At 64.3% G+C, this 21,898-nt stretch carries 24 protein-coding genes; 17 read left to right on the forward strand and 7 right to left on the reverse strand.

Features of this window, described 5'->3' with window-relative positions:
* Positions 1–126 precede the first annotated feature (126 nt).
* The 3 genes from ACRQ5Q_RS22550 to ACRQ5Q_RS22560 are packed head-to-tail and all read left to right on the forward strand — an operon-like array spanning position 127 to position 1,099.
* A complete protein-coding gene (locus tag ACRQ5Q_RS22550; RefSeq protein WP_439392379.1) occupies positions 127–576 on the forward strand; it encodes a hypothetical protein in 450 nt (149 codons plus the stop codon).
* Positions 573–770, forward strand: coding sequence for a hypothetical protein (locus ACRQ5Q_RS22555; RefSeq protein WP_439392380.1), 198 nt, complete (start codon positions 573–575; stop codon positions 768–770). The genes ACRQ5Q_RS22550 and ACRQ5Q_RS22555 overlap by 4 nt, the downstream gene beginning before the upstream one ends.
* Entirely contained in the window at positions 767–1,099 is a 333-nt protein-coding gene (locus tag ACRQ5Q_RS22560; protein WP_439392381.1) for a hypothetical protein, read from the forward strand. The genes ACRQ5Q_RS22555 and ACRQ5Q_RS22560 overlap by 4 nt, the downstream gene beginning before the upstream one ends.
* A gap of 61 nt (positions 1,100–1,160) precedes the next feature.
* Here ACRQ5Q_RS22560 and ACRQ5Q_RS22565 read toward each other — a convergent pair whose 3' ends face one another.
* Complete coding sequence (locus ACRQ5Q_RS22565) at positions 1,161–1,523, reverse strand: hypothetical protein (protein WP_439392382.1); 363 nt, start codon at positions 1,521–1,523, stop codon at positions 1,161–1,163.
* An 89-nt stretch (positions 1,524–1,612) separates the two neighbouring features.
* On the opposite strand from ACRQ5Q_RS22565, the gene ACRQ5Q_RS22570 reads away from it, so the two are divergent.
* The 13 genes from ACRQ5Q_RS22570 (at position 1,613) to ACRQ5Q_RS22630 (ending at position 8,758) form a co-directional block, all read left to right on the forward strand.
* On the forward strand, positions 1,613–1,999 hold the full coding sequence (locus tag ACRQ5Q_RS22570; protein WP_439392383.1) for a hypothetical protein: 387 nt from the start codon (positions 1,613–1,615) through the stop codon (positions 1,997–1,999).
* Positions 1,996–2,415: a helix-turn-helix domain-containing protein gene (locus ACRQ5Q_RS22575; protein ID WP_439392384.1), complete on the forward strand. Its 420-nt coding sequence runs from the start codon at positions 1,996–1,998 to the stop codon at positions 2,413–2,415. Before ACRQ5Q_RS22570 ends, ACRQ5Q_RS22575 begins: the two co-directional genes overlap by 4 nt.
* A 5-nt stretch (positions 2,416–2,420) precedes the next feature.
* Positions 2,421–2,696, forward strand: coding sequence for a hypothetical protein (locus ACRQ5Q_RS22580; protein WP_439392385.1), 276 nt, complete (start codon positions 2,421–2,423; stop codon positions 2,694–2,696).
* Positions 2,696–3,064 carry a hypothetical protein gene (locus ACRQ5Q_RS22585; RefSeq protein ID WP_439392386.1) on the forward strand — a complete coding sequence of 123 codons (369 nt, stop codon included), beginning with the start codon at positions 2,696–2,698 and terminating at the stop codon, positions 3,062–3,064. The genes ACRQ5Q_RS22580 and ACRQ5Q_RS22585 overlap by 1 nt, the downstream gene beginning before the upstream one ends.
* On the forward strand, positions 3,061–3,405 hold the full coding sequence (locus ACRQ5Q_RS22590; RefSeq protein WP_439392387.1) for a hypothetical protein: 345 nt from the start codon (positions 3,061–3,063) through the stop codon (positions 3,403–3,405). Before ACRQ5Q_RS22585 ends, ACRQ5Q_RS22590 begins: the two co-directional genes overlap by 4 nt.
* On the forward strand, positions 3,402–4,565 hold the full coding sequence (locus ACRQ5Q_RS22595; protein WP_439392388.1) for a hypothetical protein: 1,164 nt from the start codon (positions 3,402–3,404) through the stop codon (positions 4,563–4,565). The genes ACRQ5Q_RS22590 and ACRQ5Q_RS22595 overlap by 4 nt, the downstream gene beginning before the upstream one ends.
* Positions 4,562–5,014: a hypothetical protein gene (locus ACRQ5Q_RS22600; RefSeq protein ID WP_439392389.1), complete on the forward strand. Its 453-nt coding sequence runs from the start codon at positions 4,562–4,564 to the stop codon at positions 5,012–5,014. Before ACRQ5Q_RS22595 ends, ACRQ5Q_RS22600 begins: the two co-directional genes overlap by 4 nt.
* Before the next feature lies 1 nt (position 5,015).
* A complete protein-coding gene (locus ACRQ5Q_RS22605) occupies positions 5,016–5,219 on the forward strand; it encodes a hypothetical protein (RefSeq protein ID WP_439392390.1) in 204 nt (67 codons plus the stop codon).
* A gap of 292 nt (positions 5,220–5,511) precedes the next feature.
* Positions 5,512–6,681 carry a phage Gp37/Gp68 family protein gene (locus ACRQ5Q_RS22610; protein ID WP_439392391.1) on the forward strand — a complete coding sequence of 390 codons (1,170 nt, stop codon included), beginning with the start codon at positions 5,512–5,514 and terminating at the stop codon, positions 6,679–6,681.
* Entirely contained in the window at positions 6,678–6,854 is a 177-nt protein-coding gene (locus tag ACRQ5Q_RS22615) for a hypothetical protein (protein WP_439392392.1), read from the forward strand. The genes ACRQ5Q_RS22610 and ACRQ5Q_RS22615 overlap by 4 nt, the downstream gene beginning before the upstream one ends.
* Positions 6,847–7,200: a hypothetical protein gene (locus ACRQ5Q_RS22620; protein WP_439392393.1), complete on the forward strand. Its 354-nt coding sequence runs from the start codon at positions 6,847–6,849 to the stop codon at positions 7,198–7,200. Before ACRQ5Q_RS22615 ends, ACRQ5Q_RS22620 begins: the two co-directional genes overlap by 8 nt.
* A complete protein-coding gene (locus ACRQ5Q_RS22625; RefSeq protein WP_439392394.1) occupies positions 7,200–7,439 on the forward strand; it encodes a hypothetical protein in 240 nt (79 codons plus the stop codon). The genes ACRQ5Q_RS22620 and ACRQ5Q_RS22625 overlap by 1 nt, the downstream gene beginning before the upstream one ends.
* 2 nt (positions 7,440–7,441) lie before the next feature.
* Complete coding sequence (locus ACRQ5Q_RS22630) at positions 7,442–8,758, forward strand: hypothetical protein (protein ID WP_439392395.1); 1,317 nt, start codon at positions 7,442–7,444, stop codon at positions 8,756–8,758.
* A gap of 183 nt (positions 8,759–8,941) precedes the next feature.
* Here the strand turns inward: ACRQ5Q_RS22630 and ACRQ5Q_RS22635 are convergent, their stop codons facing one another.
* From ACRQ5Q_RS22635 to ACRQ5Q_RS22655, 5 genes are read right to left on the reverse strand one after another with little or no spacing between them, the layout of a single operon-like run.
* A complete protein-coding gene (locus tag ACRQ5Q_RS22635; protein ID WP_439367959.1) occupies positions 8,942–9,679 on the reverse strand; it encodes a tRNA-uridine aminocarboxypropyltransferase in 738 nt (245 codons plus the stop codon).
* A gap of 37 nt (positions 9,680–9,716) precedes the next feature.
* Positions 9,717–12,824 (reverse strand): efflux RND transporter permease subunit, encoded by a 3,108-nt coding sequence (locus ACRQ5Q_RS22640; RefSeq protein ID WP_439375459.1) that lies wholly within the window; start codon positions 12,822–12,824, stop codon positions 9,717–9,719.
* On the reverse strand, positions 12,824–15,973 hold the full coding sequence (locus ACRQ5Q_RS22645) for an efflux RND transporter permease subunit (protein ID WP_439392396.1): 3,150 nt from the start codon (positions 15,971–15,973) through the stop codon (positions 12,824–12,826). The genes ACRQ5Q_RS22640 and ACRQ5Q_RS22645 overlap by 1 nt, the downstream gene beginning before the upstream one ends.
* A 36-nt stretch (positions 15,974–16,009) precedes the next feature.
* Positions 16,010–17,407, reverse strand: a complete 1,398-nt coding sequence (locus tag ACRQ5Q_RS22650) for an efflux RND transporter periplasmic adaptor subunit (protein ID WP_439375457.1) — start codon at positions 17,405–17,407, stop codon at positions 16,010–16,012.
* Entirely contained in the window at positions 17,397–18,881 is a 1,485-nt protein-coding gene (locus ACRQ5Q_RS22655; protein ID WP_439392397.1) for an efflux transporter outer membrane subunit, read from the reverse strand. The genes ACRQ5Q_RS22650 and ACRQ5Q_RS22655 overlap by 11 nt, the downstream gene beginning before the upstream one ends.
* Positions 18,882–19,622: 741 nt before the next feature.
* Here ACRQ5Q_RS22655 and ACRQ5Q_RS22660 point away from each other — a divergent pair.
* Positions 19,623–20,657, forward strand: a complete 1,035-nt coding sequence (locus ACRQ5Q_RS22660) for a cysteine synthase A (RefSeq protein ID WP_439392398.1) — start codon at positions 19,623–19,625, stop codon at positions 20,655–20,657.
* 499 nt (positions 20,658–21,156) lie between these two features.
* On the opposite strand, the gene ACRQ5Q_RS22665 is transcribed toward ACRQ5Q_RS22660, so the two are convergent.
* Positions 21,157–21,894 (reverse strand): amino acid ABC transporter ATP-binding protein, encoded by a 738-nt coding sequence (locus ACRQ5Q_RS22665; protein ID WP_439375453.1) that lies wholly within the window; start codon positions 21,892–21,894, stop codon positions 21,157–21,159.
* Positions 21,895–21,898: the final 4 nt, after the last annotated feature.

A 21,898-nucleotide genomic window follows, 5' to 3' on the forward strand; every position in this document is an offset into this window, starting at 1 on the left:
GAATATCGCATCGCTTATTGCGTTTCATGTGCAACTATCGCAATTTCTGGAAGCTAATTCGCAATTTCATATTGCGAATATCGAATATCCGAGTATTCTGCCGACTCAACCTGAGAGGGTTTTGTCATGGCACTCACTTACACACGGCGACGCCTATCGTCGGCCCAGCGGGAAGCACTCTACGAGCGCTGCCGCGGCACCAAGGATTTTCCCGATTGCAACATCTGCGGCCTGCCGATCACGCCCGGCCAGGCTTGGGACGCCTCCCATGATCCGGAGGACGCACCCAACGTCTTGAGGCCGCGCGATGCAGAGGGTGTTGCGCATGCCCGCTGCAATCGCCTGCACGGCGCCCAGGTCGTGCATCCGCTCGTCGCCAAGTGCGACCGCATCCACCGTCGACACATCGGCGCACACGTCTCGCGCTTCCCCCTGCCCGGCGGCCGCAACTCGCACGTCAAGCGCAAGATCGGCGGCGGGGTGGTCGAGCGCCGCCCGCGCATCGTCGCCCGGCTGCCCGAAGCTGATCTCGATCGGACTCTGGAAGCGGTCGCCACGGAGATGAGCCGGTCATGACCATCCTGCCCATCTCACGCATCTGCTTCTCCGGTAACTCGGAGACCCGCTGGAACGCTTACGTGGCCCGCGTCGAGGGCCTCATGGGCACATCCCTTTCCGACAACAGCCTCGAGCAGGCCTGTGAGGCCTTCCTCGAAGGTGAGAGCGCGGTCGAGTTTGCGCTGTCGATTCAGGACAGGAGCGCGGCATGATCAGCGAGGGTATGGCCCGCGCCCTCGAGCGCCGCGAGGAAGAGCAGCAACCATCTGAATTCGGTGTCACGCTCGCCGATGCCGGTCGGTTGCTCCGCAGAGCCCAGCATTGCTGGATAATCTTCGAGATCGCCGAGGGCAAGACGGCGATTTTCGGCATCTCCAAGGCCGCAGTCCGCAAGGAGATCAAGTTCTACGCTGGCGGCCACAAAACTTTCCGCCCATCCGAGCTTGATCACAGTTCGCCGGGCAGCCCCACGCTGATCTTCGGCAGCAAGGCAGCCAACGAACACGCGAAGTCTGCGGCAACCGAGGGGATGGCAACATGAACGCCCGCCCCCGCACCTTCTGCTGGGTCGCAGGCCTGCGCGGTCCAACGCCCCAGATCGTCTACGAGGATCCGCGCGTCGGCTGCGATGGCGTGAGCATCCTCGCTTCGCACCCGATCGAGCCGGAATACCCTAGTTCGCTCGCGCTGCTTTCCCGACGTTTCCCAGCACCGCAGGGGACAGCATGAGCCTCCTCAGCATCCTCCATACGCAGCTCTTCCGCGCTCACGATCACCTCCGCCAGAAGGAGCGCCTCACGGGCTGCATCAGCTACGTCCAGCGCAAGCTGGATATCAGCTTCTCGCGAGCGGAAATTCTCATCGCTCTCATGGAGCAGGCTGACGTCCTTACTGACGATTCCTTCTATGGCGACCGCCGGTGGCTCGTCGATGAGGCCGAAGCGCACCGACGCATGTTCGGCCATTCCGTAACTCCGTCCAACCAGGGACCGTCTCTGCCGCCAGGGGCATAGGGGAACACGGCTTTTTATTCGAACATTTCAGGGGAAAATTCATGAGCATCATCCATCGCCTTCCGCAATATCAAACCGACCCGCGCGCCGATCAGGCCGCCTTCACCAAGGAGTTTGCCGGCACGCCTGGCGTGGCCTTCTCCGCGCTCACCGAGGCACAAGCCTATCTGAAGGAGCGCGGCTTCTCCTTCGGTCAGCTCTGCGTCCCCTCGCCGATCGGCGTGATGCACGGCCGCTGCGCCATCCCGAAGTGGCGCCATCTCACGCCCGACGAGATCGACATGCTGCACGGCACGCTGACCGGCGATCATCGCAACGGTCCGGTCAAGCTCTCGCTGTTCTGGAGCGCCCCTAGCGTTGCCATCGCCAAGGTCGCCTCGCCCGGCTACGCGCTCGCCGTCTCGATGCTGGAGGGCGCCGCGCGATGAAACAGCCCAATTCCATCGACAAGCACATCGGAACGCGCATCCGCATGCGCCGCATGCAGCTCGGCCTCACCCAGGAAAAGCTCGCTGATGCCCTCGGCGTCAGCTTCCAGCAGGTCCAGAAATACGAGAAGGGCACCAACCGCGTCGGCGGCTCTCGCATGGCGGAGATCGCCCGCCTCCTCGATGTCGATGTCGGCTTCTTCTACCAGGGCGCGCCGGGCGCAGACACGAGCAAGCTGGCGGGCGCCGAATTCTCTCTGATGGACGAGTTCATGGCGAGCCGCGAGGGTCTGATGATCGCGAGGGCTTTTGTGCGCATCCCCAATGCCAAGGTCCGCGCCACCATCGCCGCCTCCATCGCCGCGCTGTCCGAGGCGATGGAGCCAGCGCCCCTCACCATCATGGCCGCGGAGTGACAGTTATGGCTGTCACCCGCGATCCAAATTTTCCGGTCGAGATCGCCGCGCTGATGCAGGCATTCAACCATTGTGCCGACGGCCATTCGGCCGAGACAGTCATAAACGCCACGCTGCAGATGGCAGGCGCAGCGATCGGCTTCATCTGTAAGAACCGTGGCGCAGACCGCGTCCAGGTCGAACTCTACACGACGCACATCTGTGAACTACTCACCGCGATCGTACGCGACAACTGGGAGCGCACACCGCTCGCAACCGATATCGAAGTGAAGCTGGGGTGATGACTATGGAGCTCTCCCGCGCCCGCGAGATTGTACAGGCCATCAATGCCCGCTGCTTCGTCACCATCGGTCTCGACAAGGACCTGCCGTCCCTCGAGGACGTCAGCCTCGGCGAGATGATGGAGGCGACGAACATGGTCAGGAACGCCAACCAGGCGGCCCGAGCCGCCGCCGAGATCAATGGCGGCGGCTGCACGATCAGTATCGTTCCTGACGATCGGCTGATCGCCGCCGTCTACACGCTGCACCACTATCCCTGCTCGCGCGAGCCGATCCTGTCGATCCCGTTCGGCGCGGCACGGCAACACGTCGTCGCGGTTCTGGCGATTCCGAACCCGACCGATGATGACGAGGAGGACGAAGAATGATCAGAAACTCGCCCTTCGATCCCTACATCATACGCGTGCGCAACGACCAGGACACGGCGGCTCTGCAGCTGAAGATTCGCGAGGACAGGCGGGAGGACACGCCCCGCTATCGCCGCGCCGAACGGTTCGCCCAGCTCGTGCAGTCCCTGATGGCCGAGTTCATTCCGACCGAATCTCGCTGCCGGCGCATGATCCACGAGCGCCTGTTCGAAGCCGGCTTCGCCGGTAACTGCGAGATCATTAACGTCCCGCTCGAATGCGACGAACTCGACAAGCTCGCGCTCGAGCGGCGCATGCTGGAGGCGAAAATGACGCCCATTGTTGTGGAGAAGAAATCGTGAGCGAGCAACAAGCCGCGCCTCAAGGAAAGAGCGACGCTGAGCATTTTAACGATCTCTTGAAGAACGAAGCGTCGCGTTTGCGCGCGCTAGCAGACTACCTAGACCCTGTTACTGCTGCCCAAACAGAGGAACTGCGCCTGGAGTGGCGCGATGGGCCGCCTCCAAAGCCATGGTCAGAGGAATGGTTCATCGCGGAAACCACCTTCGGTGATCGCGTCTGCCTGACTGCGCTCCCGGAGGAGTGGACCTACGACTTCAAGACGGCCGATGATACCTACATCAAGGCCGACAAGATCAATCGGTGGATGCAGTTCCCTGACAGCGCATATATCGCGCCAGAGACTGCGACAGATGACCTGCGCAAAGCAGCAGAGTTCGCCAAGGCCGCAATCGACAAACGCCTGTGCGATGGCATTGACGACGATCTTCCCGTCGCATTTGAAGAACTTTGCAATGCCCTCGCCGCCGACTATGCCAGGCTGGCGATGCCCAACTATCCGAATGATCTGTGCTCGCAGGCAAAGCGAGAGATCGAGCGGCTGCGTCAGCAGAATGATGAGGCCGTAGATTCACTTAGCGAATTGAACGCCAAGATGGCCGAAAGCCGTGCTGCTCCGCGCTCATCTGAAAGTGACCTTCCGAATATTCCAGACGACGATAGCGACTTCACGCCGGATCTGGCTCGCAAGATCATCCGGAAGTATCAAACTATCATTGGCGACTTGCGCCGCCAGATCAATGCTCAACAACAGGTAACGCGAGAGCCTGGCGAGGAACATCCCGTCCTGAAGCGCGCCGACGAACTGCATGATCTCGGCTTCAAAGCCGGCTGGAGCGACGCGATCGAGCAGTGCGCCAAGATCGTTGACGATGAGGCGACGCTCTGGCCGGTCCATATTGGATCAAGCGCGCGCGTCGCAGCATCGAAAATTCGCGCCCTCGCCGCCCATCCGGCGACCGCTCCGGTGAAGAGGGAGGAGGAAGCGGGAGTGTTTGACGCATGGTTCGACGGACGCTTTCCTGATCCAGACCGGGGCACCTCGCACCTGCCGAATAGCTTTAAGGACGATTTGCGCAGCGCGTGGAATGCCGCATTGGCAATTACGCGCCCAACGTCTGAACCGCGGAGAGCGCCAGATACGACGGAGCGCTCAAAATGAGGGGCGGTCATAAAGGAGACAGCAATCCGGCCCAGCGCGTTGTTGATCTGCTGCTCGCCAGCGGTTGGGTTGAAGACGGACATACAGCGTCTCAGAGTTTTCGGTCCGGCTCGGCCAGCAGCCCTGTGTACGGTGGCATGGGCGGCACCGTTTCGCACACTGGTGGGCGGATGCGCTTCAAGAAGCCCGGCACGATGATGAAGGCAACCATCGGTAAGCTCACATCGTGCTTTTACGAGGTCGAAGACGGGAAGATCAACTACGCCAGCAACGTCAAGACCCGAGATTTTCCTCGCGTGAAGGTATGGGCGATCACTGAGGTCTGTTTCCACCGGACTACGGCTATTCGGCTGGGCCGTGAGGCCGAGTGGCTAGAAAAAAACGAGCATTGGTTCTCCAAATTTGAGGAGCCTGAGACTTCAGCGCTATCGCGCCCGGAGTCAAAGTGACATGAGCAACACCGAAATTTTGCTGGCCTTAATCGGCTTCATGCTCGTCGTGATCTGGATGTACGTCCGGTGGATTTACCTAAAGGTCGAGTATGGGAAGGTGTTCGACCCACAGGCGCCGGTGAACGTGTACGGCGAAGGGCTGGTTGACGGCATTCAGAACGCGATCGAGCGCGGGCAACGCGGAATTTCGACGCACGGATAACCAATGTCTTCGCAAGATCAAGGGACTAAAAATGGCTAGAGAGACGATTCTGGAGCAGTCCGAAAAGCTCGACGGAACGATCGTTCAAACCATCCGCTTGGCGGACGGCACCGAAATAATTCGCGAGTGTCGGCATACTTGCTCGATTTGCGGCGCTTACAGCGACCGTCCTTTCCCGACATCTGCCATAAGCTGCATGCGTCCGGAGTGCGAAGCATGAGCGTTGATGTGGGAGGATCGCCCAAGTGAGCCTCATCCGCGAAAACCCGATGACGCACCCGGAGTGCCACTCATGAGCAAGACCTCGATCGAATGGACGCAAGCCACTTGGAATCCGATCGTCGGCTGCAGCATCGTCTCGCCCGGCTGCACCAACTGCTACGCCATGACCATGGCCGCGCGGATCGAGGCAATGAACAGGGAGGCTCGCGAGAGCTCGACGCGCAAGCCGACAGCGCCGCAATATGACGGCACCACGCAACGCGTGAACGGCAACGCGGTCTGGACCGGCGTGCTCAAGCGGGCCTCGGAGAAGACGTTGCTGGAGCCTCTGCGCAACAGGAAGCCGACGCTCTACTTCGTTAATTCGATGAGCGATCTGTTTCACGAGGCTGTTCCGGATGAGTGGATCGACCAGGTGTTCGCCATCATGGCGCTGACGCCGCAGCATACATTCCAGGTGCTGACGAAGCGGGCGACGCGGATGCGGAAATATCTGTCCCACTATGAGGCAACCGCGCGCATCGCGTTGATCGCCGATCAGCTTTGGTCCCAACATCTCGCGCCAGGCAGCCGCGGTTACGGGCAGGCAATTAAACGCAGCGATGAGCTCGGCTTCAAAGATGTCGACTTCGAGCTAGCGCTGTGGCCGCTCCCCAATGTCTGGCTCGGCGTCTCGACTGAGCGGCAGAAGGAAGCCGACGAGCGGATTCCGGAGTTGCTCGCGACACCGGCTGCGGTCCGATTCATCTCGGCCGAGCCGCTGCTCGGGCCCATCGATCTTTCCTTCATTGAGGCGGCGACGCCCGAGGCACGTGCGATGGGTATCAAGCTCGATGCGCTCGCGCTGCCGAAGGGATTGAACTGGGTCATCGTCGGCGGGGAGTCTGGCCCCGGCTCCCGCCCGATGCACCCGGACTGGGCACGCTCGCTGCGGGATCAATGCCTCGCAGCGGGCGTGCCGTTTCTCTTCAAGCAGTGGGGCAGTTGGCGTCCGGAGATCGATCGGGACCGCGATGATCCGGACTGGCGCCAGCCCTACAGCGACTACAAAGAGCCGACTTTCCAGATCCTGAACCTTGCTGGCGGCCGCGGCTTTCATGGCGAGCGCGTTCACGTAATGCGTGCCTGCTCGAAGAAGTCCGCCGGCCGCAAACTCGACGGCATGCTGCACGACGAGATGCCGGCGGCATTCGAAGGTCGACGCTCCCTTGAGGACCAGCTAGAGGGCGTCGCGCCATGACCACGCTCATCGCAATACTCATCTGGACGAGCATCGTTGCCATCGCCAGCTACACCGTCGGCCAGAGCCGCGGCCGTGTCGAGGGCCTCGACCAGGCTGCCCGACTGATCTTCGGCTACCCAGCCACGTTCATCTCTGAAAAGAACAACAGGACGGACCGCCGCCATGGCTGAATATACCCCGAACCAGAAGATCCGCGTCGCCCACGACGAGCTGGTCTCGCTCCAACATGCCTACCTCAAGCGGCATGGCTGGGAGTTTACCTGCAACACGCCGGGCTCCTATTGGCTGTGGCGGCGGGACTTCGCGGACGAGGATGCCGCCCGTCACGCACGATGGAAGGAACGCGGTCCCGGTCCGCTTGGATGGCCCTCGGAGCCTCGCCCCTTCGGCATCATCACCGCCAATACTGAGCTCGCGATCAGCATGACGGAACGCGTTCTGGACAACGATATCGACCAGGACGGCGATCCGGCCACGCCCGTCATCACCGACGAAGATCTGGCGGACGATTCCTGATGAGCCGCCCCACCCTCATCCCGGCCGGTCTCTGGCCACCGCGCATGCCTGTGGAAATGGCCGCAGGCTATTGCGGAGAGCGCTCGGCTGAGTCTTTCTTGCGCGAGGTGCGGGCGGGAACCTACCCGAGGCCCGCGGTCAAGCGCGGCAGGCGCCAGATATGGCTGAAGGCGGACCTGGATCAGGTCATCAATTCCCGCGGCGGCGCGGGCGTGGCGGACGCCGCCCTGGATCTGTGAGCGTGGCGAAGGAGCTGCCCCGGTTCGTGCGGCCGAAGCAGGTCTCCGGCCAGACCCGCTACTATTGGGAACTCCCGAGCTATTACAAGAAATTGGGCTGCACGCTTCACGCCGAGCACGAGACGGCGCTGGGAGCGGATTTCGACTCGGCCTGCACCAGGGCCCGGACCCTCAACGGCCTGTTCGACGACTGGGACCGGATCCGCCTAGGCGAGGCGCCGGCGCCGAAGGCCAAGCTGGCGCCAGGCACTGTCGACTGGCTGTTCAAGACCTACCGCACCTCGAATGACTGGAAGGAGCGCGTCTCGAAGCGGACCGCGCCCGACCATGAGCGCACGATGGACCTGCTCGCGAACATCCGCGGCAAGAGCGGCCAGCGCATCGGCGATAAGCTGGTGGCCTCGATCACGCCGGCCGCGGCCGACAAGCTCTACGAGATCGTCCGCGACACCCCGAGCCGCAAAGGCAAAAAGACGCGGCCAAGGACTGCCGAGAAGGTCGTGGCGGTCTGCCGACATGCCTGGAAGGTGGTTCACCGCCTGCACCCCGGGTTCTTCATCCAGGGTGCGCAGGTCGGCGAGACGCCGGTCTGGAACCCCTGGGAAGGCGTAGCGATGACCCGGCGCCGGAAGGCCACGAAGCCGGCCGCCACGCGCGACGACGTCTACACGTTCGCCTGGGGCGCCGTGAACGCGGGCCATCCGGACGCCGCCGCCGCCGCCGTCATCTGCTTTGAGTGGCTCCAGCGCCCAGAGAACGTGCTGGCGGGTTACGTGACCTGGAACGATTACCGCGGGGCCAGTCACCCCAACCAGATCCGGATCGAGCACCACAAGACTGGGGAGATGGTGCTGCACCCCCTCGAGGAGGTGGTGACCGATCTCGCCACCGGCGAGCGCTCGCGCGTGTTGTTCTACGAGGAGGCCGAGGACGTGCTGGCCAAGGTGCCGAAGCTCGGCCTCGGCATCGTTATGCGTGAGCGGCCGGGCGGCCCGGTCAAGTGGGACATCATGCAGATGGGGCGCCTGGTGCGGGGCCTGCGCGAGCAGCTGAATCTACCCGCTACGTTCACCCTCGACGCCTGCCGGCACGGCGGCATGACCGAGCTCGAGGAAGCCGAGCTCACTGACGGCCAGGGCCGTGCGCTGTCCGGCCACAAGTCCAAGGCCTACGAGGGCTACGCGAAGAGGACCGAGAAACGCGCACTGGCGGCGACGCGGAAACGGCACGCGCACAAGGTGACAGCACTCACGGAAGGGGCCGGGGAAATTTCCGAAACTCGCATTTCCGCGGGAAAAACAGGGGTAAAAAATCCCTGAAAACCGTGGTCAGCCTCGGAAGTTGGCTTGATCTTGTTACGGAAATCGTCTGCTTTGCAGACCGTTGCGTAACCACTCCGCCACGTGGCCCCGTAAGGGCGGACCAATATAGGGGATCAATGGCTTAGGCAACCGCCTTCGTCCGACTTTGGCGGCGATCGCCTCTTCCGATGAGGACCCAAGTCAGGCGCCCTTGCGGCGCCGGAAATCGCGGCGGCCCTTGGCGGCGGGCATTGGCGCCAGCTCCGGCATCTCGGCCTGGACCTCGCGGTAGCGGGCCAGCATCCGCTCGAAACTGGCATGCAGCGTCTGGGCGATGTCGGGACGCCGTTCGAGGCCGGCCAGGATCGTCGCGGCCGCTTCGATGGTCGAGAGGCCGTCGCGGCGCGGCTCCTTGCGCAGGCGTCCGTATCGCGAGGGGCTCTTCGGGTTGAGGATCACGCGCTGGCATTTCAGCATCCACGGATTGCGCCACCACAAGGCCTTGGCCTGGCTCCAGGTGCCGTCGAGCAGCACGATGCCTTCGAGCTTGCCCAGGATCACGCGCTGGTTCTCGGCGACCTCGCCCTTGCGGTTCAGCGCGACGATCTCAGCCTCGGCCTCGAGATCGGCCGCGCGGGCCGAGCCGAGATAGAGCACGCCCCAGCGCGCAGCGTTCTCGACCGGCCGGCCCAGCGCCTTCGACAGGCTCGGCCAGGACAGGCCGACCCGCACCGTGGCATCTGCAAAATGCTTTGCCAGCAGCCGCGCGGTGCCGAGCGCCCTGTCCTGCTCCTGCGGATGCTGCAGGATCAGCAGCGAAAGCCTGTTTTCGATCGGCCTAACACTGTCGCAGATGCAGAACGGCATGGGCTTCTGGCAGTGCTGGCATTCGGGGATCGGCTCGGGCGCGGCGGCTGGGCTCTCGGACGGATTCGACATGGTCGCCGCTATACGCTTCGCGCAGTCCTGCAACAACCTATTCCGCTGGCGCGGGCACTGGACGCCGCCCGGAGCGACGCCGCAGGCGGTCGATCAGGAGGTAGATCACGGGCGTGGTGTAGAGCGTCAGGATCTGCGAGACGAACAGGCCGCCGATGATGGTGATGCCGAGCGGACGGCGCAGCTCCGTGCCCGGGCCGGTTGCGATGACCAGCGGGATACCGGCGAACAGCGCCGCCATGGTCGTCATCAGGATGGGCCGGAAGCGCGCCTGACAGGCCTCGAAGATCGCCTCCGCCGAGGACAGGCCGCGCTGGCGCTCGGCGTCGAGCGCGAAGTCGACCATCATGATGCCGTTCTTCTTGACGATGCCGATCAACAGGATGATCCCGACGAAGGCGATGACCGTCAGCGGCGTGTTGGTCACCTGCAAGGCCAGCAGCGCGCCGAGGCCGGCCGAGGGCAACGTCGAGATGATCGTGAGCGGATGGGCAAGGCTCTCGTAGAGCACCCCCAGCACGATATACATCGCCACCAGCGCGCCGAGGATCAGCAGCGGCTGGCGCCCGCTGGTCCTGGCGAAATCGCCGGCATTGCCGTCAAAGCTGCCGCGGATGCCTTCGGGCATGTGCAACTCCTCGACCGCGCGCTGGATGTTCTGCGTGGCAGCCTGGAGCGGCACATCGGGCAAGAGGTTGAACGACACCGTGGTCGAAGGGAACGATTGCGAATGATAGACCGCGAGCGCGGCCAGCCCGCGCGTCGCATGCACCACGGCCGACAGCGGCACCTGCACGTCGCCAGCGCCGGCGACGTAGATGCGGTCGAGATTGGAGGGATCAACCTGGAATTTCGGGTCGATCTCCAGCACGGTCATGTACTGGTTGCGCTGGGTGTAGATGATCGAGATCTGCCGTTGCGAGAACGCGTTGTTCAGCGCGTTGTCGATATCCTGGACGCGGACGCCAAGCGCCGAGGCCTTCTGGCGGTCGATCGACAAGGTCAGTTGCAGCCCGCCGGGATCGCGATCGCTGGAAATATCGGTGATGCCTTCGACACTCTCCATGCGCTTGGCGACGATCGGTGCCCATTTCTGCAACAGGTCGAGGTTGGTCGAGGAGAGCGTGTACTGGTAGTCGGAGTCGCTCTGCCGTCCGCCCGCGCGCACGTCCTGGGCGGCGAACATGAAGAGGCGGATGCCGGGCACCGGGTACAACGCACGCCGGAGGCGGTCGATCACCACTTGCGTGGAGACGTGGTCGCGCTCCTCCGGCGGCTTCAGGCTGATGAACATGGTGCCACGGTTCGAGGTTGCCGCGCCCGGCCCGCCGCCTCCGCTGCCGACGGTCGAGCCGATCCCGGCCACGGCCGGATCCCGCATCACGATGTCGGCGAGCCGCTGCTGCAGGTCGAGCATCGACTGGAACGAGATGTCGGCCGAGGCGCGCGTCGCGCCGATGACGAATCCGGAATCGTCGGTCGGAAAGTAGCCCTTGGGCACCTTGATGTAGAGCGTCACGGTGAGGCCGATGGTGGCGAAGAACACCAGCAAGGTCAGCATCGGATACTCCAGCACCGTCCGTAAGGTGCGAGCGTAGAAGGCGACGATGCGCGACAGCGAGCCCTCGATGATCCGGTCGAACAGCGTCGCGGTACCGGAGGTCGTCTGCCGGATGTAATGGGCGCAGATCATCGGCGTGACCGTCAGCGACACCAGCGTCGAGACCAGGATCGCGAAGGTCAGCGTCAGCGAAAATTCGCGCAGCAGACGGCCGACGATTCCGTCCATGAAGATCAGCGGCGTGAAGGCGGCGATCAGCGACAGGCTGATCGAGACGACGGTGAAGCCGATCTGCCTGGCCCCTTCCTGTGCCGCCTGGAACGGCCGCATGCCGTGCTCGAGATTGCGGAACATGTTCTCGATCATGACGATGGCGTCGTCGACCACGAAGCCCACCGAGATGGCGAGCGCCATCAGCGACAGATTGTCGATCGAGAAGCCCGCGACCCACATGCCGGCGCAGGTGCCGGCCAGCGCCAGCGGCACCGAGATTCCGGCGGCGATCGTCGGCGTCGACCGCCGCAGGAACACGAACACCACGATCATCACGAGGAATGCGGTCGCAAGCAGCGTCCATTGCATGTCCAGCACGCTGGCGCGGATCGTCCCGGTTCGATCGACCAGGGTCGAGATCTCGATGCCGGCCGGAATCCACTGCTTCAGATCGGGGATCAGCGCCTTCACCCGGTCGACGGTGTCGATGACGTTGGCATCGCCCTGCTTGGTGATCTGGATCAGCACCGCCGGCTGCTTGTTGAACCAGGCGATCGAGCGGGCGTTGCGGACGGAATCCTCGATGTCAGCGACGTCGGAGAGCCGGACGAAATTGCCGTTCGAGCTCTTGATGACGATGTCGCGGAACTCCTTCGCGGTGCGCATCTGCCTGTTCAGCGACAGCGTCTCGCTCTGGCGCTCGCCGTTGAAGATGCCGACCGGACCGAGCGGATTGGCGTTGATGATCGCGGTCCGGACGTCGTCGGTGGCAATGCCGGCATTCGAGAGTGCGACCGGATTGAGCTGCACCCGCACGGCCGGCTGGTCGGCGCCCGACACCGTCACGTCGCCGACGCCCGGCACCTGGGAGATGCGCTGCGCCAGCACGGTATCGGCGACGTCGTAGATCGCGCTCGCCGACAGCGTCTTCGAGGTCAGCGCCAGCACGAAGACAGGTGCGCCGGCCGTGTTCGCCTTCCTGAACTTCGGCAGCGTCGGAAGGTCGCTCGGCAGGTCAACCAGCGAGGCGTTGATGGCTGCCTGCACGTCGCGCGCGGCCTTGTCGATGTTGCGGCCGATATCGAACTGGAGCTGGATGTTGGTCGTGCCGAGCGACGAGGTCGAGGTGATCTGGTTGATGCCCGATATTTCGCCGAGGCGCCGCTCCAGCGGCGAGGCCACCGTCGCGGCCATCACGGACGGGTCCGCGCCCGGCCGGCTGGCCGACACGAAGATGGCGGGGAAGTCGACGTTGGGGACCGAGGCGACGGGGAGGAACTCGTAGGCGACGACACCCAGCAGAAACAGCCCGATCGACAGCAGCGTGGTCGCAACCGGGCGGCGGATGAAGGGCTCCGAGATCGATGCCATCACTGCATCCCCTCGGTCGCGCCCGCGACCGGCGGGCCACCGGATTGCGCCGGCGGCAGCGCCTGCTCGAGGCGGCGGTTGATGCGATCGAGCGCGAGATAGATCACGGGCGTGGTGTAGAGCGTCAGGAGCTGGCTCAGCAGCAGGCCGCCGATGATGGAGATGCCGAGCGGGAAGCGCAGCTCGGCGCCGGTCCCGCTCTCGATCGCCAGCGGCAGCGCGCCGAACAGCGCCGCCAGCGTCGTCATCATGATCGGGCGGAAACGCAGCAGGCACGCCTGCACGATCGCCTCGTTGGGCGACATCCCCTGCCCGCGCTCGGCCTCGAGCGCGAAGTCGATCATCATGATCGCGTTCTTCTTGACGATACCCATCAAGAGGATGATGCCGATCAGGCCGATCACCGAGAGATCCTGCCCGCACAGCACCAGCGCCAGGATGGCGCCGACGCCGGCCGAGGGCAGCGTCGACAGGATCGTGATCGGGTGGATGTAGCTCTCATAGAGCACGCCCAGCACGATGTAGATCGTGATCACGGCGGCCAGCAGCAGCCAGGGCTGGCCAGCGAGCGCCTTGGCGAATTCGGCGGCGTCGCCGGCGTAGACGCCGACGATGCTGTTGGGCATGCCAATCCGGGTCTCGATGGTCTTCACCGCCTCGACCGCATCGCCGAGCGCGGCGCCCGGCGCCAGGTTGAAGCTGAGCGAGATCGACGGGAATTGCGCCTGGTGCGAGATCGCGAGCGGCGCCGTGGTCCGCTTCAGCGTCGCCACGGCCGAGAGCGGCACCTGCGCGCTCGGCGCGCCGGCGGTCGAGCTCGCAGCACCCGGCAGATAGAGCTTTGACAGGATCGAGGGATCGCGCTGGTACATCGGCAGCGCCTCCAGCACCACGCGGTACTGGTTGGCCTGTCCATAGATGGTCGAGATCTGCCGCTGCGCGAAGGCGTCGTTCAGCGTGTCGGTGATGGCCTGGAGGCTGACGCCGAGCTGGCCGGCCCGGGTCCGGTCGACGTCGAGCTGCGCCCGGAGGCCGCCCTCCTGCGCTTCCGAGGAGACGTCGCGGAACAAAGGATCGCGCCGCATCTCCGCAACGAGCTTGCGCGCCCATTCAGAGACCAGTGCCGCGTCGGTGCCGGTCAGCGTGTACTGGTACTGCGAGCGGCTCGACTGGGTCGAGATCTGCACATCCTGCACCGGCTGGAAATAGACGGTCATGCCGGGGATGCCGGAAACCCGCTCCTTCAGCCGGGTCACGACCACGCCGACGTCGTCGCGCCGCTCGCCGCGCGGCTTCAACGTCATGACCAAACGCCCGACATTGGTGGTCGGGTTGACCGAGCCTGCGCCGATCACCGAGACGACACCGACCACATCAGGGTCGGCCTTGATGGTGTCGGCCGCCTCCTCCTGCCGCTTCTGCATCTCCGCGAACGAGACGTCGGGCCCCGCCTCCGTCACCGCCGTGATCGAAGCAGTATCCTGCAGCGGCAGGAAGCCCTTTGGCGCGACGACGTAGAGAACGAGGGTCGCAATCAGGGTCGCGAAGGTCACGACCAGCGTGAGGCGCTGGTGCTGCAAAACCACGAGCAGCGTCCGGTGATAGAATTCGACAGTGCGGTCGATGAAGCGGCTGATGGCGGCAAGGCCCGGCACTGCCAGTTCCTCGTGCGCGTGCTTGAGCAGCCGCGAGCACATCATCGGCGTCAGTGTCAGCGACACCACGGCGGAGGTCACGACCGCAATGGTCAGCGTCAGCGCGAATTCGCGGAACATGCGCCCGACGAGGCCCGACATGAACAGAAGCGGGATGAACACCGCGATCAGCGACACCGTCAGCGAGATCACCGTGAAGCCGATTTCGCTGGCGCCCTTGAGCGACGCTTCCATCGGTCCGTCGCCGTTCTCCATGTGGCGGACGATGTTCTCGATCATGACGATGGCGTCGTCGACGACGAAACCGGTGCCGATCGTCAGCGCCATCAGCGACAGATTGTCGAGACTGAAGCCGGCAAAATACATGATGCCGAAGCTCGTGATCAGCGACAGCGGCAGTGCCACGCCCGCGATCAGCGTGGCCCGCAGCGAGCGCAGGAACAGCAGCACCACCAATGTCACCAGGACCACGCTGAGGATCAGCGTGAACTGCACGTCGCGCACCGAGGCGCGGATCGTGACGGTGCGGTCGGACACGATGGTGAGGTTGACGCCGGCCGGAATGGCGCGCTGCACTTTAGGGATTTCGGCGCGGATCTGGCTGACGACGTCGATCACGTTGGCGCCGGGCTGGCGCTGGATGTCGATGATGACGGCCGGCGTGCCCTGGTACCAGCCGCCGGTCCGGTCGTTCTCGAGGCCGTCGACGATCTGCGCGACGTCGGCGATGGTAACAGGCGCGCCGTTGCGATAGGCGATGATGACGGGCTTGTAGGCCTCGGCGGCGGCGATCTGGTCGTTGGCGGCGATGATGTAGGATTGCTGCGCGCCGTCGAGCGAGCCCTTAGGTCCCGATACGTTGGCATTGGCGATCGCGGTGCGCAGATCCTCCATGGCGATGCCATAGGCCGCAAGGCGCGCCAGATCCGCCTGGATGCGCACGGCCGGCTTCAGCCCGCCGAGCACGGAAACGCGCCCCACCCCTGAAATCTGGCTCAAGCGCTGCGCCAGAATCGTATCGGCGATGTCGCTCATCGCGCGCAGCGAGATCGTGTCGGAGCGCAGCGCCAGTGTCATGACCGGCGCGTCCGCAGGATTCACCTTGGCGTAGGTCGGCGGATAAGGCAGCGTCTTCGGCAGCACGCCGGCGGCCGCGTTGATTGCGGCCTGCACGTCCTGCGTCGCACCGTCGATGTCGCGGTTGAGGTCGAACTGCAGAGAGATCTGGCTGACGCCGAACGAGCTCGTCGAGTTCATCGCCGACAGCGACGGGATCTGGCCGAGCTGCCGCTCCAGGGGCGCGGTGATCAGCGAGGCGATCACGTCGGGGCTCGCGCCCGGCAGCTGCGTCGTCACCTGCACGGTCGGGAAGTCGACCTGCGGCAGCGCCGAGACCGGCAGCGCGAGATAGCCGAGCAGCCCGCCGATCAAGAGCGCGATGCCGAGCAGCGAGGTCGCGATGGGCCGGCGGATGAAGGGTTCGGAGACTCCCATGGAATACGCCTGCCGCCTAGGCGGCTGTTGTCGGGATCATGGCTGCCTGGCTCCAGATCCCGATGCCCCCGGCCCCGGTGCCGGACCGGTCTGTCCCTTCTGGTCGCCTTCACTGCTGTTTCGCTTGGCGCGGAACTCGCCGTCCTTGCCTTGCGAATCCTTCTGGCCGTCCTTGGCGCCCTCCTTCTTCTGGGCATCCGGTCCGCGCGAGCGCTTGCGCGGAGCGAGATCGGCCGACGGCGTCTGGTCGTCGCGGCCGACGATCACCTTGGAGCCGTCGGAGAGGTTGGCAAAGCCCGTGGTGACGACCTTGTCGTTCGCCGACAGGCCGCTGGCGATCACGGCGTCATGCTCGTTCTGCTGCGTCACCGTCACGGGCTTGGCCGAGACGACATTGTCCTCGCCGATGACATAGCTGAAGGTGCCGATCGGGCCACGCTGCACGGCAGAGGTCGGCACCACCAGCGCCTGCGTCAGGGTCTCGACCTTGAGACGGACATTGACGAACTGGCCGGGCCAGAGCTGGTAATTGGCGTTGGGGAATTCGGCCTTGAGCCTGAGCGTGCCGGTGGTCTGGTCGACCTGGTTGTCGATGCCGGTCAGCTTGCCGGTGTCGATCACGGTGACGCCGTCATTGCCGAACACGTCGACCGCGAGCGGGCCCTTTGCGGCGGCTGCATTGACCCGCATGATCTGCTGCTGCGGAAGGCTGAACCACACCGCGATCGGTTGCAATTGCGTGATCACCACGAGGCCGGTGGTGTCGGAGGCGTGGATGATGTTGCCCTGGTCGACCTGGCGCAGGCCGGCGCGCCCCGACAGCGGCGCCACGATCTTGGTGTAGCTGAGCGTCGCGGCCGCATTGTCGATCGCGGCCTGGTCGGCCTTGACCAGTGCCTCGGTCTGGGCGACCAGCGCGCGCTGGGTGTCGGCCTGCTGCTTGGAGCCGGCGTTGGATGCAGCGAGCTGCTCGTAGCGCGCGAGGTCGATGCGCTGGTTGGCGAGCTGGGCCAGATCCTGCGCCTTCTTGGCGACCGCTTGGTCGTACGTCGCCTGGTAGAGCGCGGGATCGATCTCGCCGAGCACGTCCCCCTTCTTGACGTCCTGGCCTTCGGTGAAGTTGACCGCGATCAGCTTGCCGTCGACCTGCGAGCGCACGGTCACGGTGTTGAGCGCGCGGATCGCGCCGACGCCGTCGAGATAGACCGGCACATCCTGGATGCGCGGGGTCGCGGCCAGCACCGGCACCGGCAGATCGGGCCGCTGGTTACGGCCGTTCGCCTGCTGTGGCTGCTGATGCCAGACGGTCCATCCGAAATAGCCGAGCCCGCCGAGGATCGCGAGCGTGATCAGGGTCATGACAAAGCCGCGGCCGCGCGACTTGGTCGCCATGCCCTCCTTAACGCCTTGCTTGCTGTCCGGCTTAAAGAGCATTGACCGGTTTCTCCATCCGCGGCTCCCAGCCGCCGCCGAGCGCCTGATACAGGCTGACGATGGCGAGAAGCCGTGCGAGTTGCGCCTGTGACAGTGCGTCTTCCGCCGTGAACAGCGTCAGTTGGGTGTTGAGCACGGTCACGATGTCGGCGGTGCCGGCGCGCAATTGCTGCTCCGACAGATCGAAGGCGCGCCGCGACGCCGTGACGACCTCGCGCTGCAATTGCAGTTTGATCGTGGTCTGCTTGATCGAGAACAGCGCATTGTCGACATCGGTGAACGCCTGAACGATGGTCTTGCGGTAGGTCTGCAGCAATTCGTCCTGCCGCGCCTTGGCGAACTCGAAATTGCCGAGGATCTTGCCGCCGTCGAAGATCGGCTGCGTCGCGCTGCCGACGAGCTGGAAGAACGCCGCATGCGGCTGGAACAGCGACACCAGCGCCGAGCTCTGATAGCCGCCATTGCCGGTGAGCTGGATGGTGGGGAAGAACTGCGCGCGTGCATTGCCGATATTGGCGGTCGCAGAGGCGAGCTGCGCCTCCTGCCGGCGGATGTCGGGCCGCTGCGTCAGGATCTCCGATGGCAGGCCGGGCGTGACGCGCGGGATCGCGATGCTGTTCAGCGAACCACCGGCGATGCGCACGCTTTCCGGCGGGCGCGATACCAGCACGGCGAGCGCATTCCGGTTCTGGTCGAGCGTCTGGCGCAGCGGCGGCACCAGCGCCTTCTGGTTGGCGAGCACGCTCTCCTGCTGCGCAACGTCGAGATCGGTGCCTGTGCCGGCCTTGCGGCGCTCCTTGACCGCATCGAGGATGCGCTGCGCGCTCGCGATGTTGCGCTCGGAGGTCCTGATGCGATCCTGCGAGGCCAGCAACTGGAAATAGGCATTTGCGACAGCGGCGAGCGTCGTCAGCGCGACCGTGTCGCGATCGAAGCGGTTGGCGTTCGCCGTCTCCTCCGCCGTCTGCAGGGCATCGCGATTCTGGCCCCAGAAGTCGAGCTGGTAGCTCGCGCTGAGGGAAGCCTGATAGTTGACGACCTCGCGGCCCCCATTGGTCAGCCCCGAGGCCGAAGAGCCGGAGGTGCGCGAATAGGTCTCCTGGCCGGTGCCCGACAGGCTCGGCAACAACGCCGCGCCGGCCTGCCGCGCCTGGGCGTCAGCCTGGACGATGCGCGCGACGGCGGCAGCGATATCGAGATTGACGGTCTGCGCCTCTTCCATCAGCTGGGTCAGCTCGGCGGACCGGAAGCCGCGCCACCAATCCAGCGACGGCGGCGCATCGCCCTTCCCGGCATATTTGTACTGTGTGGGAACATCGAGCGCGGGATCGGGAAGATCCTGCGTCAGCACGCACGCGCCTGAACTTGCGGCGAAGCACGCAACCGCGAGCCAGCGCACTGCACGACGCGCCCGGCACGCAGACCCCAAGGACCGCCAGACGGCGATCGCCGGAACAAGCTGTGTCACATCCACCCCCCGCCGGGCAGATCGAGCCGCCACCGCGGAGCCGGATTAACCGATTCGCAGCGGGACAGTCGGGGGGCTTGTGGCAACTCGTTCACAGCTATGCTTTCTGCGGAACCTCAATCCATACTAGCCGGGCGCGGAACAGCGGGACAGTCCCGCAGCTGCGAGACGGCGCGCCCAGCGCCCTTTCCATCGCGATCGATCAAATGCAAGATATGCCTGTCTTGCAGAGGCTTCTGGACTTTTCACTGCGCCTGGAAGAGCGTTCAAGCTTACCAAGATTTCATGTGATATTGGCGCCACATCCAGTTGAGAGTGGCTTGATCAGGCTGCACCGGTTAGCAACGAGCTGCATGCGACCCTCAGGTCCGTCTCAGGGCACGGCCGGCTACGCTCGCGAGGCTGCACGGATCGCCTTACTAACACGCGGCCACCGATGCCAGGAACCACGTTCGACCAAAGCGGCTTGCATGCGATCACGGTCCGGCTCGCACGCGATACAGTTGGCCGTGAGAGTTGCCGCGACGACCGATATCTTCCATGTCCCGACGTTCGCCGGGCATATTCGTTCCGCCGACATCCGGGATCGCATGCCGGCATCATTCGCGCGGTGCTTTGCTCGGGAATATCGCTACTCCGCGAGCCGCGCCGGGACTTTCGCCGCAGCGCAAAAGCCTTCCCCTTTGGGCTCCCAGGCACTAGGTTCTGGTCAATCAGATCAACCCTTTGCCAGTGATTTCCCCCGACATGACCTTCCGAACCAACGTTGTCGAAGCGATCGGCAACACCCCGCTGATCAAGCTCAAGCGCGCCTCGGAATTGACCGGCTGCATCATCCTGGGCAAGGCCGAGTTCATGAATCCCGGCCAGTCGGTGAAGGACCGCGCTGGCAAATGGATGATCCTTGAGGCGGAGAAGCGCGGCGAGCTCAAGCCCGGGGGTCTCGTGGTGGAAGCGACCGCCGGCAACACCGGCATCGGGCTCGCGGTCGTCGCCAGCGCCCGCGGCTACCGCACGCTGATTGTGATTCCGGAGACGCAAAGCCAGGAGAAGAAGGACTTCCTGAAGCTGTGTGGCGCCGAGCTGATCGAGGTCCCCGCCCTTCCTTTCGCCAATCCCAACAATTACCAGCATGTCGGCCGCAGGCTCGCTGACGAGCTGCGCAAGACCGAGCCGAACGGCGTGCTGTTCGCCGACCAGTGGAACAACCTCGACAACGCCAAGGCGCATTACGAGTCGACGGGGCCCGAGATCTGGGAGCAGACCGGCGGCAAGATCGACGGCTTCATCTGCTCGGTCGGCACTGGCGGCACGCTGGCCGGCACCAGCCGCTATCTCAAGGAGAAGCACCCCGGCATCTTCAATGCCTGCGCCGATCCGCAGGGTTTTGCGATGTACGAGCTGTTCAAGAACGGCCAGGCCAAATCGACTCCGGGTGACTCCATCACTGAAGGTATCGGCCTCGGCCGCGTCACGCCCGTGATCGAAACCGCCAAAGTCGACGATGCCTTCCTGATTCCGGACGCCGAAGCCGTGTCGGTGATCTACGACCTCCTCCAGCACGAAGGACTGTGCCTCGGAGGCTCCACCGGCATCAACATTGCGGGCGCGATACGCCTCGCAAAGCAGCTCGGGCCGGGCAAGACCATCGTGACCGTGTTGTGCGATTCCGGCAGCCGCTATCAGTCCAAGCTGTTCAACGCCGATTTCATGCGCGCCAAGAATCTTCCGGTGCCGGAATGGCTGGAGAAGCGCAGCAACATCAAGCCGCCGTTCGTCTGATCTTCGCCGGGTCCTCACGTCCGGGCGCGCGTCCACGAGGTCGCCGCGGCCCGGCCCGCTCACGCTTCCTCGATCCGTTCCGAGGCTGCAGCACGATAGCCGCGCCAGAACTTGCGATCGCCTCGGGAAAGCTGTGCACATCGGGCGAACGCGGATCGAGCATGCTCGCACGCTCGAGCAGGAATTGCGTGTCCTCGAGCCATCCGCCGTCGAACGCGCGCAGGCCGAGCAGATTCGTCGCGTGGAAGTGATCCGGAACCCTCTTTCAGGATCTCGCGGCAGAGTGTCTCAGCCTCGTCAAGTCTGCCCCGCCCCAGCGACTCGATGGCGAAGGAGATGACTGCGTCCGCCTGCTTCTTCAATTTCTTCTGCAATCGCGCGTTCTGGTGCGCGCCGAGACTGCTCTGCAAGGTTTCTCTCCGGAGGATGAGCCAAGCCGATTCGCATGGTGCCAAGCTTGCGTGCGGGTAAGGCCGCGAGGCGGCCGGACTGCCGGCAGTCAACGCAGAATCTGGCTCAGGAACAGCTTTGTGCGGGCGTGCTGGGGACTGGCGAAGAACTCGTTCGGGGTGTTGGCCTCGATGATCTGGCCGGCGTCCATGAACACGACGCGGTTGGCGACCTCGCGGGCAAAGCCCATTTCGTGGGTGACGACCAGCATGGTCATGCCCTCCTCGGCGAGATCGACCATGGTGTCGAGGACCTCCTTGACCATCTCGGGGTCGAGTGCCGAGGTCGGCTCGTCGAACAGCATCACCTTCGGGTTCATGGTCAGGGCCCGGGCGATGGCGACACGCTGCTGCTGGCCGCCGGACATCTGGCCCGGGAACTTGTTGGCCTGATGGGGGATCTTCACCCGCTCCAGGAATTTCATCGCGGTCGCCTCGGCGTCCCTCTTGGGGATGTTGCGCACCCAGATCGGCGCCAGCGTGCAATTGTCGAGCACTGTGAGGTGCGGGAACAGATTAAAACTCTGGAACACCATGCCGACCTCGCGGCGCACGGCGTCGATATGCTTGAGATTGGGCCCGAGCTCGATGCCGTCGACGACGATCTCGCCCTCCTGGAATTCCTCCAGCGCATTGATGCAGCGTATCAGCGTGGACTTGCCGGAGCCCGAGGGACCGCAGACGACGATGCGCTCCCCCTTCTTGACCTCGAGGTCGATGTCGCGAAGGACGTGAAATTCACCGTACCATTTGTTCAGGCCGGAAATCTTGACGATGGGGTCGGACATGGTG

The organism is Bradyrhizobium sp. PMVTL-01 (assembly GCF_051861855.1).
In the GTDB taxonomy this organism is placed as follows: domain Bacteria; phylum Pseudomonadota; class Alphaproteobacteria; order Rhizobiales; family Xanthobacteraceae; genus Bradyrhizobium.

Excerpts from the sequence above, each read along its gene's own strand:
- ACRQ5Q_RS22550 (WP_439392379.1), top strand. The coding sequence starts at position 127 with ATGGCACTCACTTACACACGGCGACGCCTATCGTCGGCCCAGCGGGAA.
- ACRQ5Q_RS22555 (WP_439392380.1), top strand. The coding sequence starts at position 573 with ATGACCATCCTGCCCATCTCACGCATCTGCTTCTCCGGTAACTCGGAG.
- ACRQ5Q_RS22560 (WP_439392381.1), top strand. The coding sequence starts at position 767 with ATGATCAGCGAGGGTATGGCCCGCGCCCTCGAGCGCCGCGAGGAAGAG.
- ACRQ5Q_RS22565 (WP_439392382.1), bottom strand. The coding sequence starts at position 1,523 with ATGGCCGAACATGCGTCGGTGCGCTTCGGCCTCATCGACGAGCCACCG.
- ACRQ5Q_RS22570 (WP_439392383.1), top strand. The coding sequence starts at position 1,613 with ATGAGCATCATCCATCGCCTTCCGCAATATCAAACCGACCCGCGCGCC.
- ACRQ5Q_RS22575 (WP_439392384.1), top strand. The coding sequence starts at position 1,996 with ATGAAACAGCCCAATTCCATCGACAAGCACATCGGAACGCGCATCCGC.
- ACRQ5Q_RS22580 (WP_439392385.1), top strand. The coding sequence starts at position 2,421 with ATGGCTGTCACCCGCGATCCAAATTTTCCGGTCGAGATCGCCGCGCTG.
- ACRQ5Q_RS22585 (WP_439392386.1), top strand. The coding sequence starts at position 2,696 with ATGACTATGGAGCTCTCCCGCGCCCGCGAGATTGTACAGGCCATCAAT.
- ACRQ5Q_RS22590 (WP_439392387.1), top strand. The coding sequence starts at position 3,061 with ATGATCAGAAACTCGCCCTTCGATCCCTACATCATACGCGTGCGCAAC.
- ACRQ5Q_RS22600 (WP_439392389.1), top strand. The coding sequence starts at position 4,562 with ATGAGGGGCGGTCATAAAGGAGACAGCAATCCGGCCCAGCGCGTTGTT.
- ACRQ5Q_RS22605 (WP_439392390.1), top strand. The coding sequence starts at position 5,016 with ATGAGCAACACCGAAATTTTGCTGGCCTTAATCGGCTTCATGCTCGTC.
- ACRQ5Q_RS22610 (WP_439392391.1), top strand. The coding sequence starts at position 5,512 with ATGAGCAAGACCTCGATCGAATGGACGCAAGCCACTTGGAATCCGATC.
- ACRQ5Q_RS22615 (WP_439392392.1), top strand. The coding sequence starts at position 6,678 with ATGACCACGCTCATCGCAATACTCATCTGGACGAGCATCGTTGCCATC.
- ACRQ5Q_RS22620 (WP_439392393.1), top strand. The coding sequence starts at position 6,847 with ATGGCTGAATATACCCCGAACCAGAAGATCCGCGTCGCCCACGACGAG.
- ACRQ5Q_RS22625 (WP_439392394.1), top strand. The coding sequence starts at position 7,200 with ATGAGCCGCCCCACCCTCATCCCGGCCGGTCTCTGGCCACCGCGCATG.
- ACRQ5Q_RS22635 (WP_439367959.1), bottom strand. The coding sequence starts at position 9,679 with ATGTCGAATCCGTCCGAGAGCCCAGCCGCCGCGCCCGAGCCGATCCCC.
- ACRQ5Q_RS22640 (WP_439375459.1), bottom strand. The coding sequence starts at position 12,824 with ATGGCATCGATCTCGGAGCCCTTCATCCGCCGCCCGGTTGCGACCACG.
- ACRQ5Q_RS22645 (WP_439392396.1), bottom strand. The coding sequence starts at position 15,973 with ATGGGAGTCTCCGAACCCTTCATCCGCCGGCCCATCGCGACCTCGCTG.
- ACRQ5Q_RS22650 (WP_439375457.1), bottom strand. The coding sequence starts at position 17,407 with ATGCTCTTTAAGCCGGACAGCAAGCAAGGCGTTAAGGAGGGCATGGCG.
- ACRQ5Q_RS22660 (WP_439392398.1), top strand. The coding sequence starts at position 19,623 with ATGACCTTCCGAACCAACGTTGTCGAAGCGATCGGCAACACCCCGCTG.
- ACRQ5Q_RS22665 (WP_439375453.1), bottom strand. The coding sequence starts at position 21,894 with ATGTCCGACCCCATCGTCAAGATTTCCGGCCTGAACAAATGGTACGGT.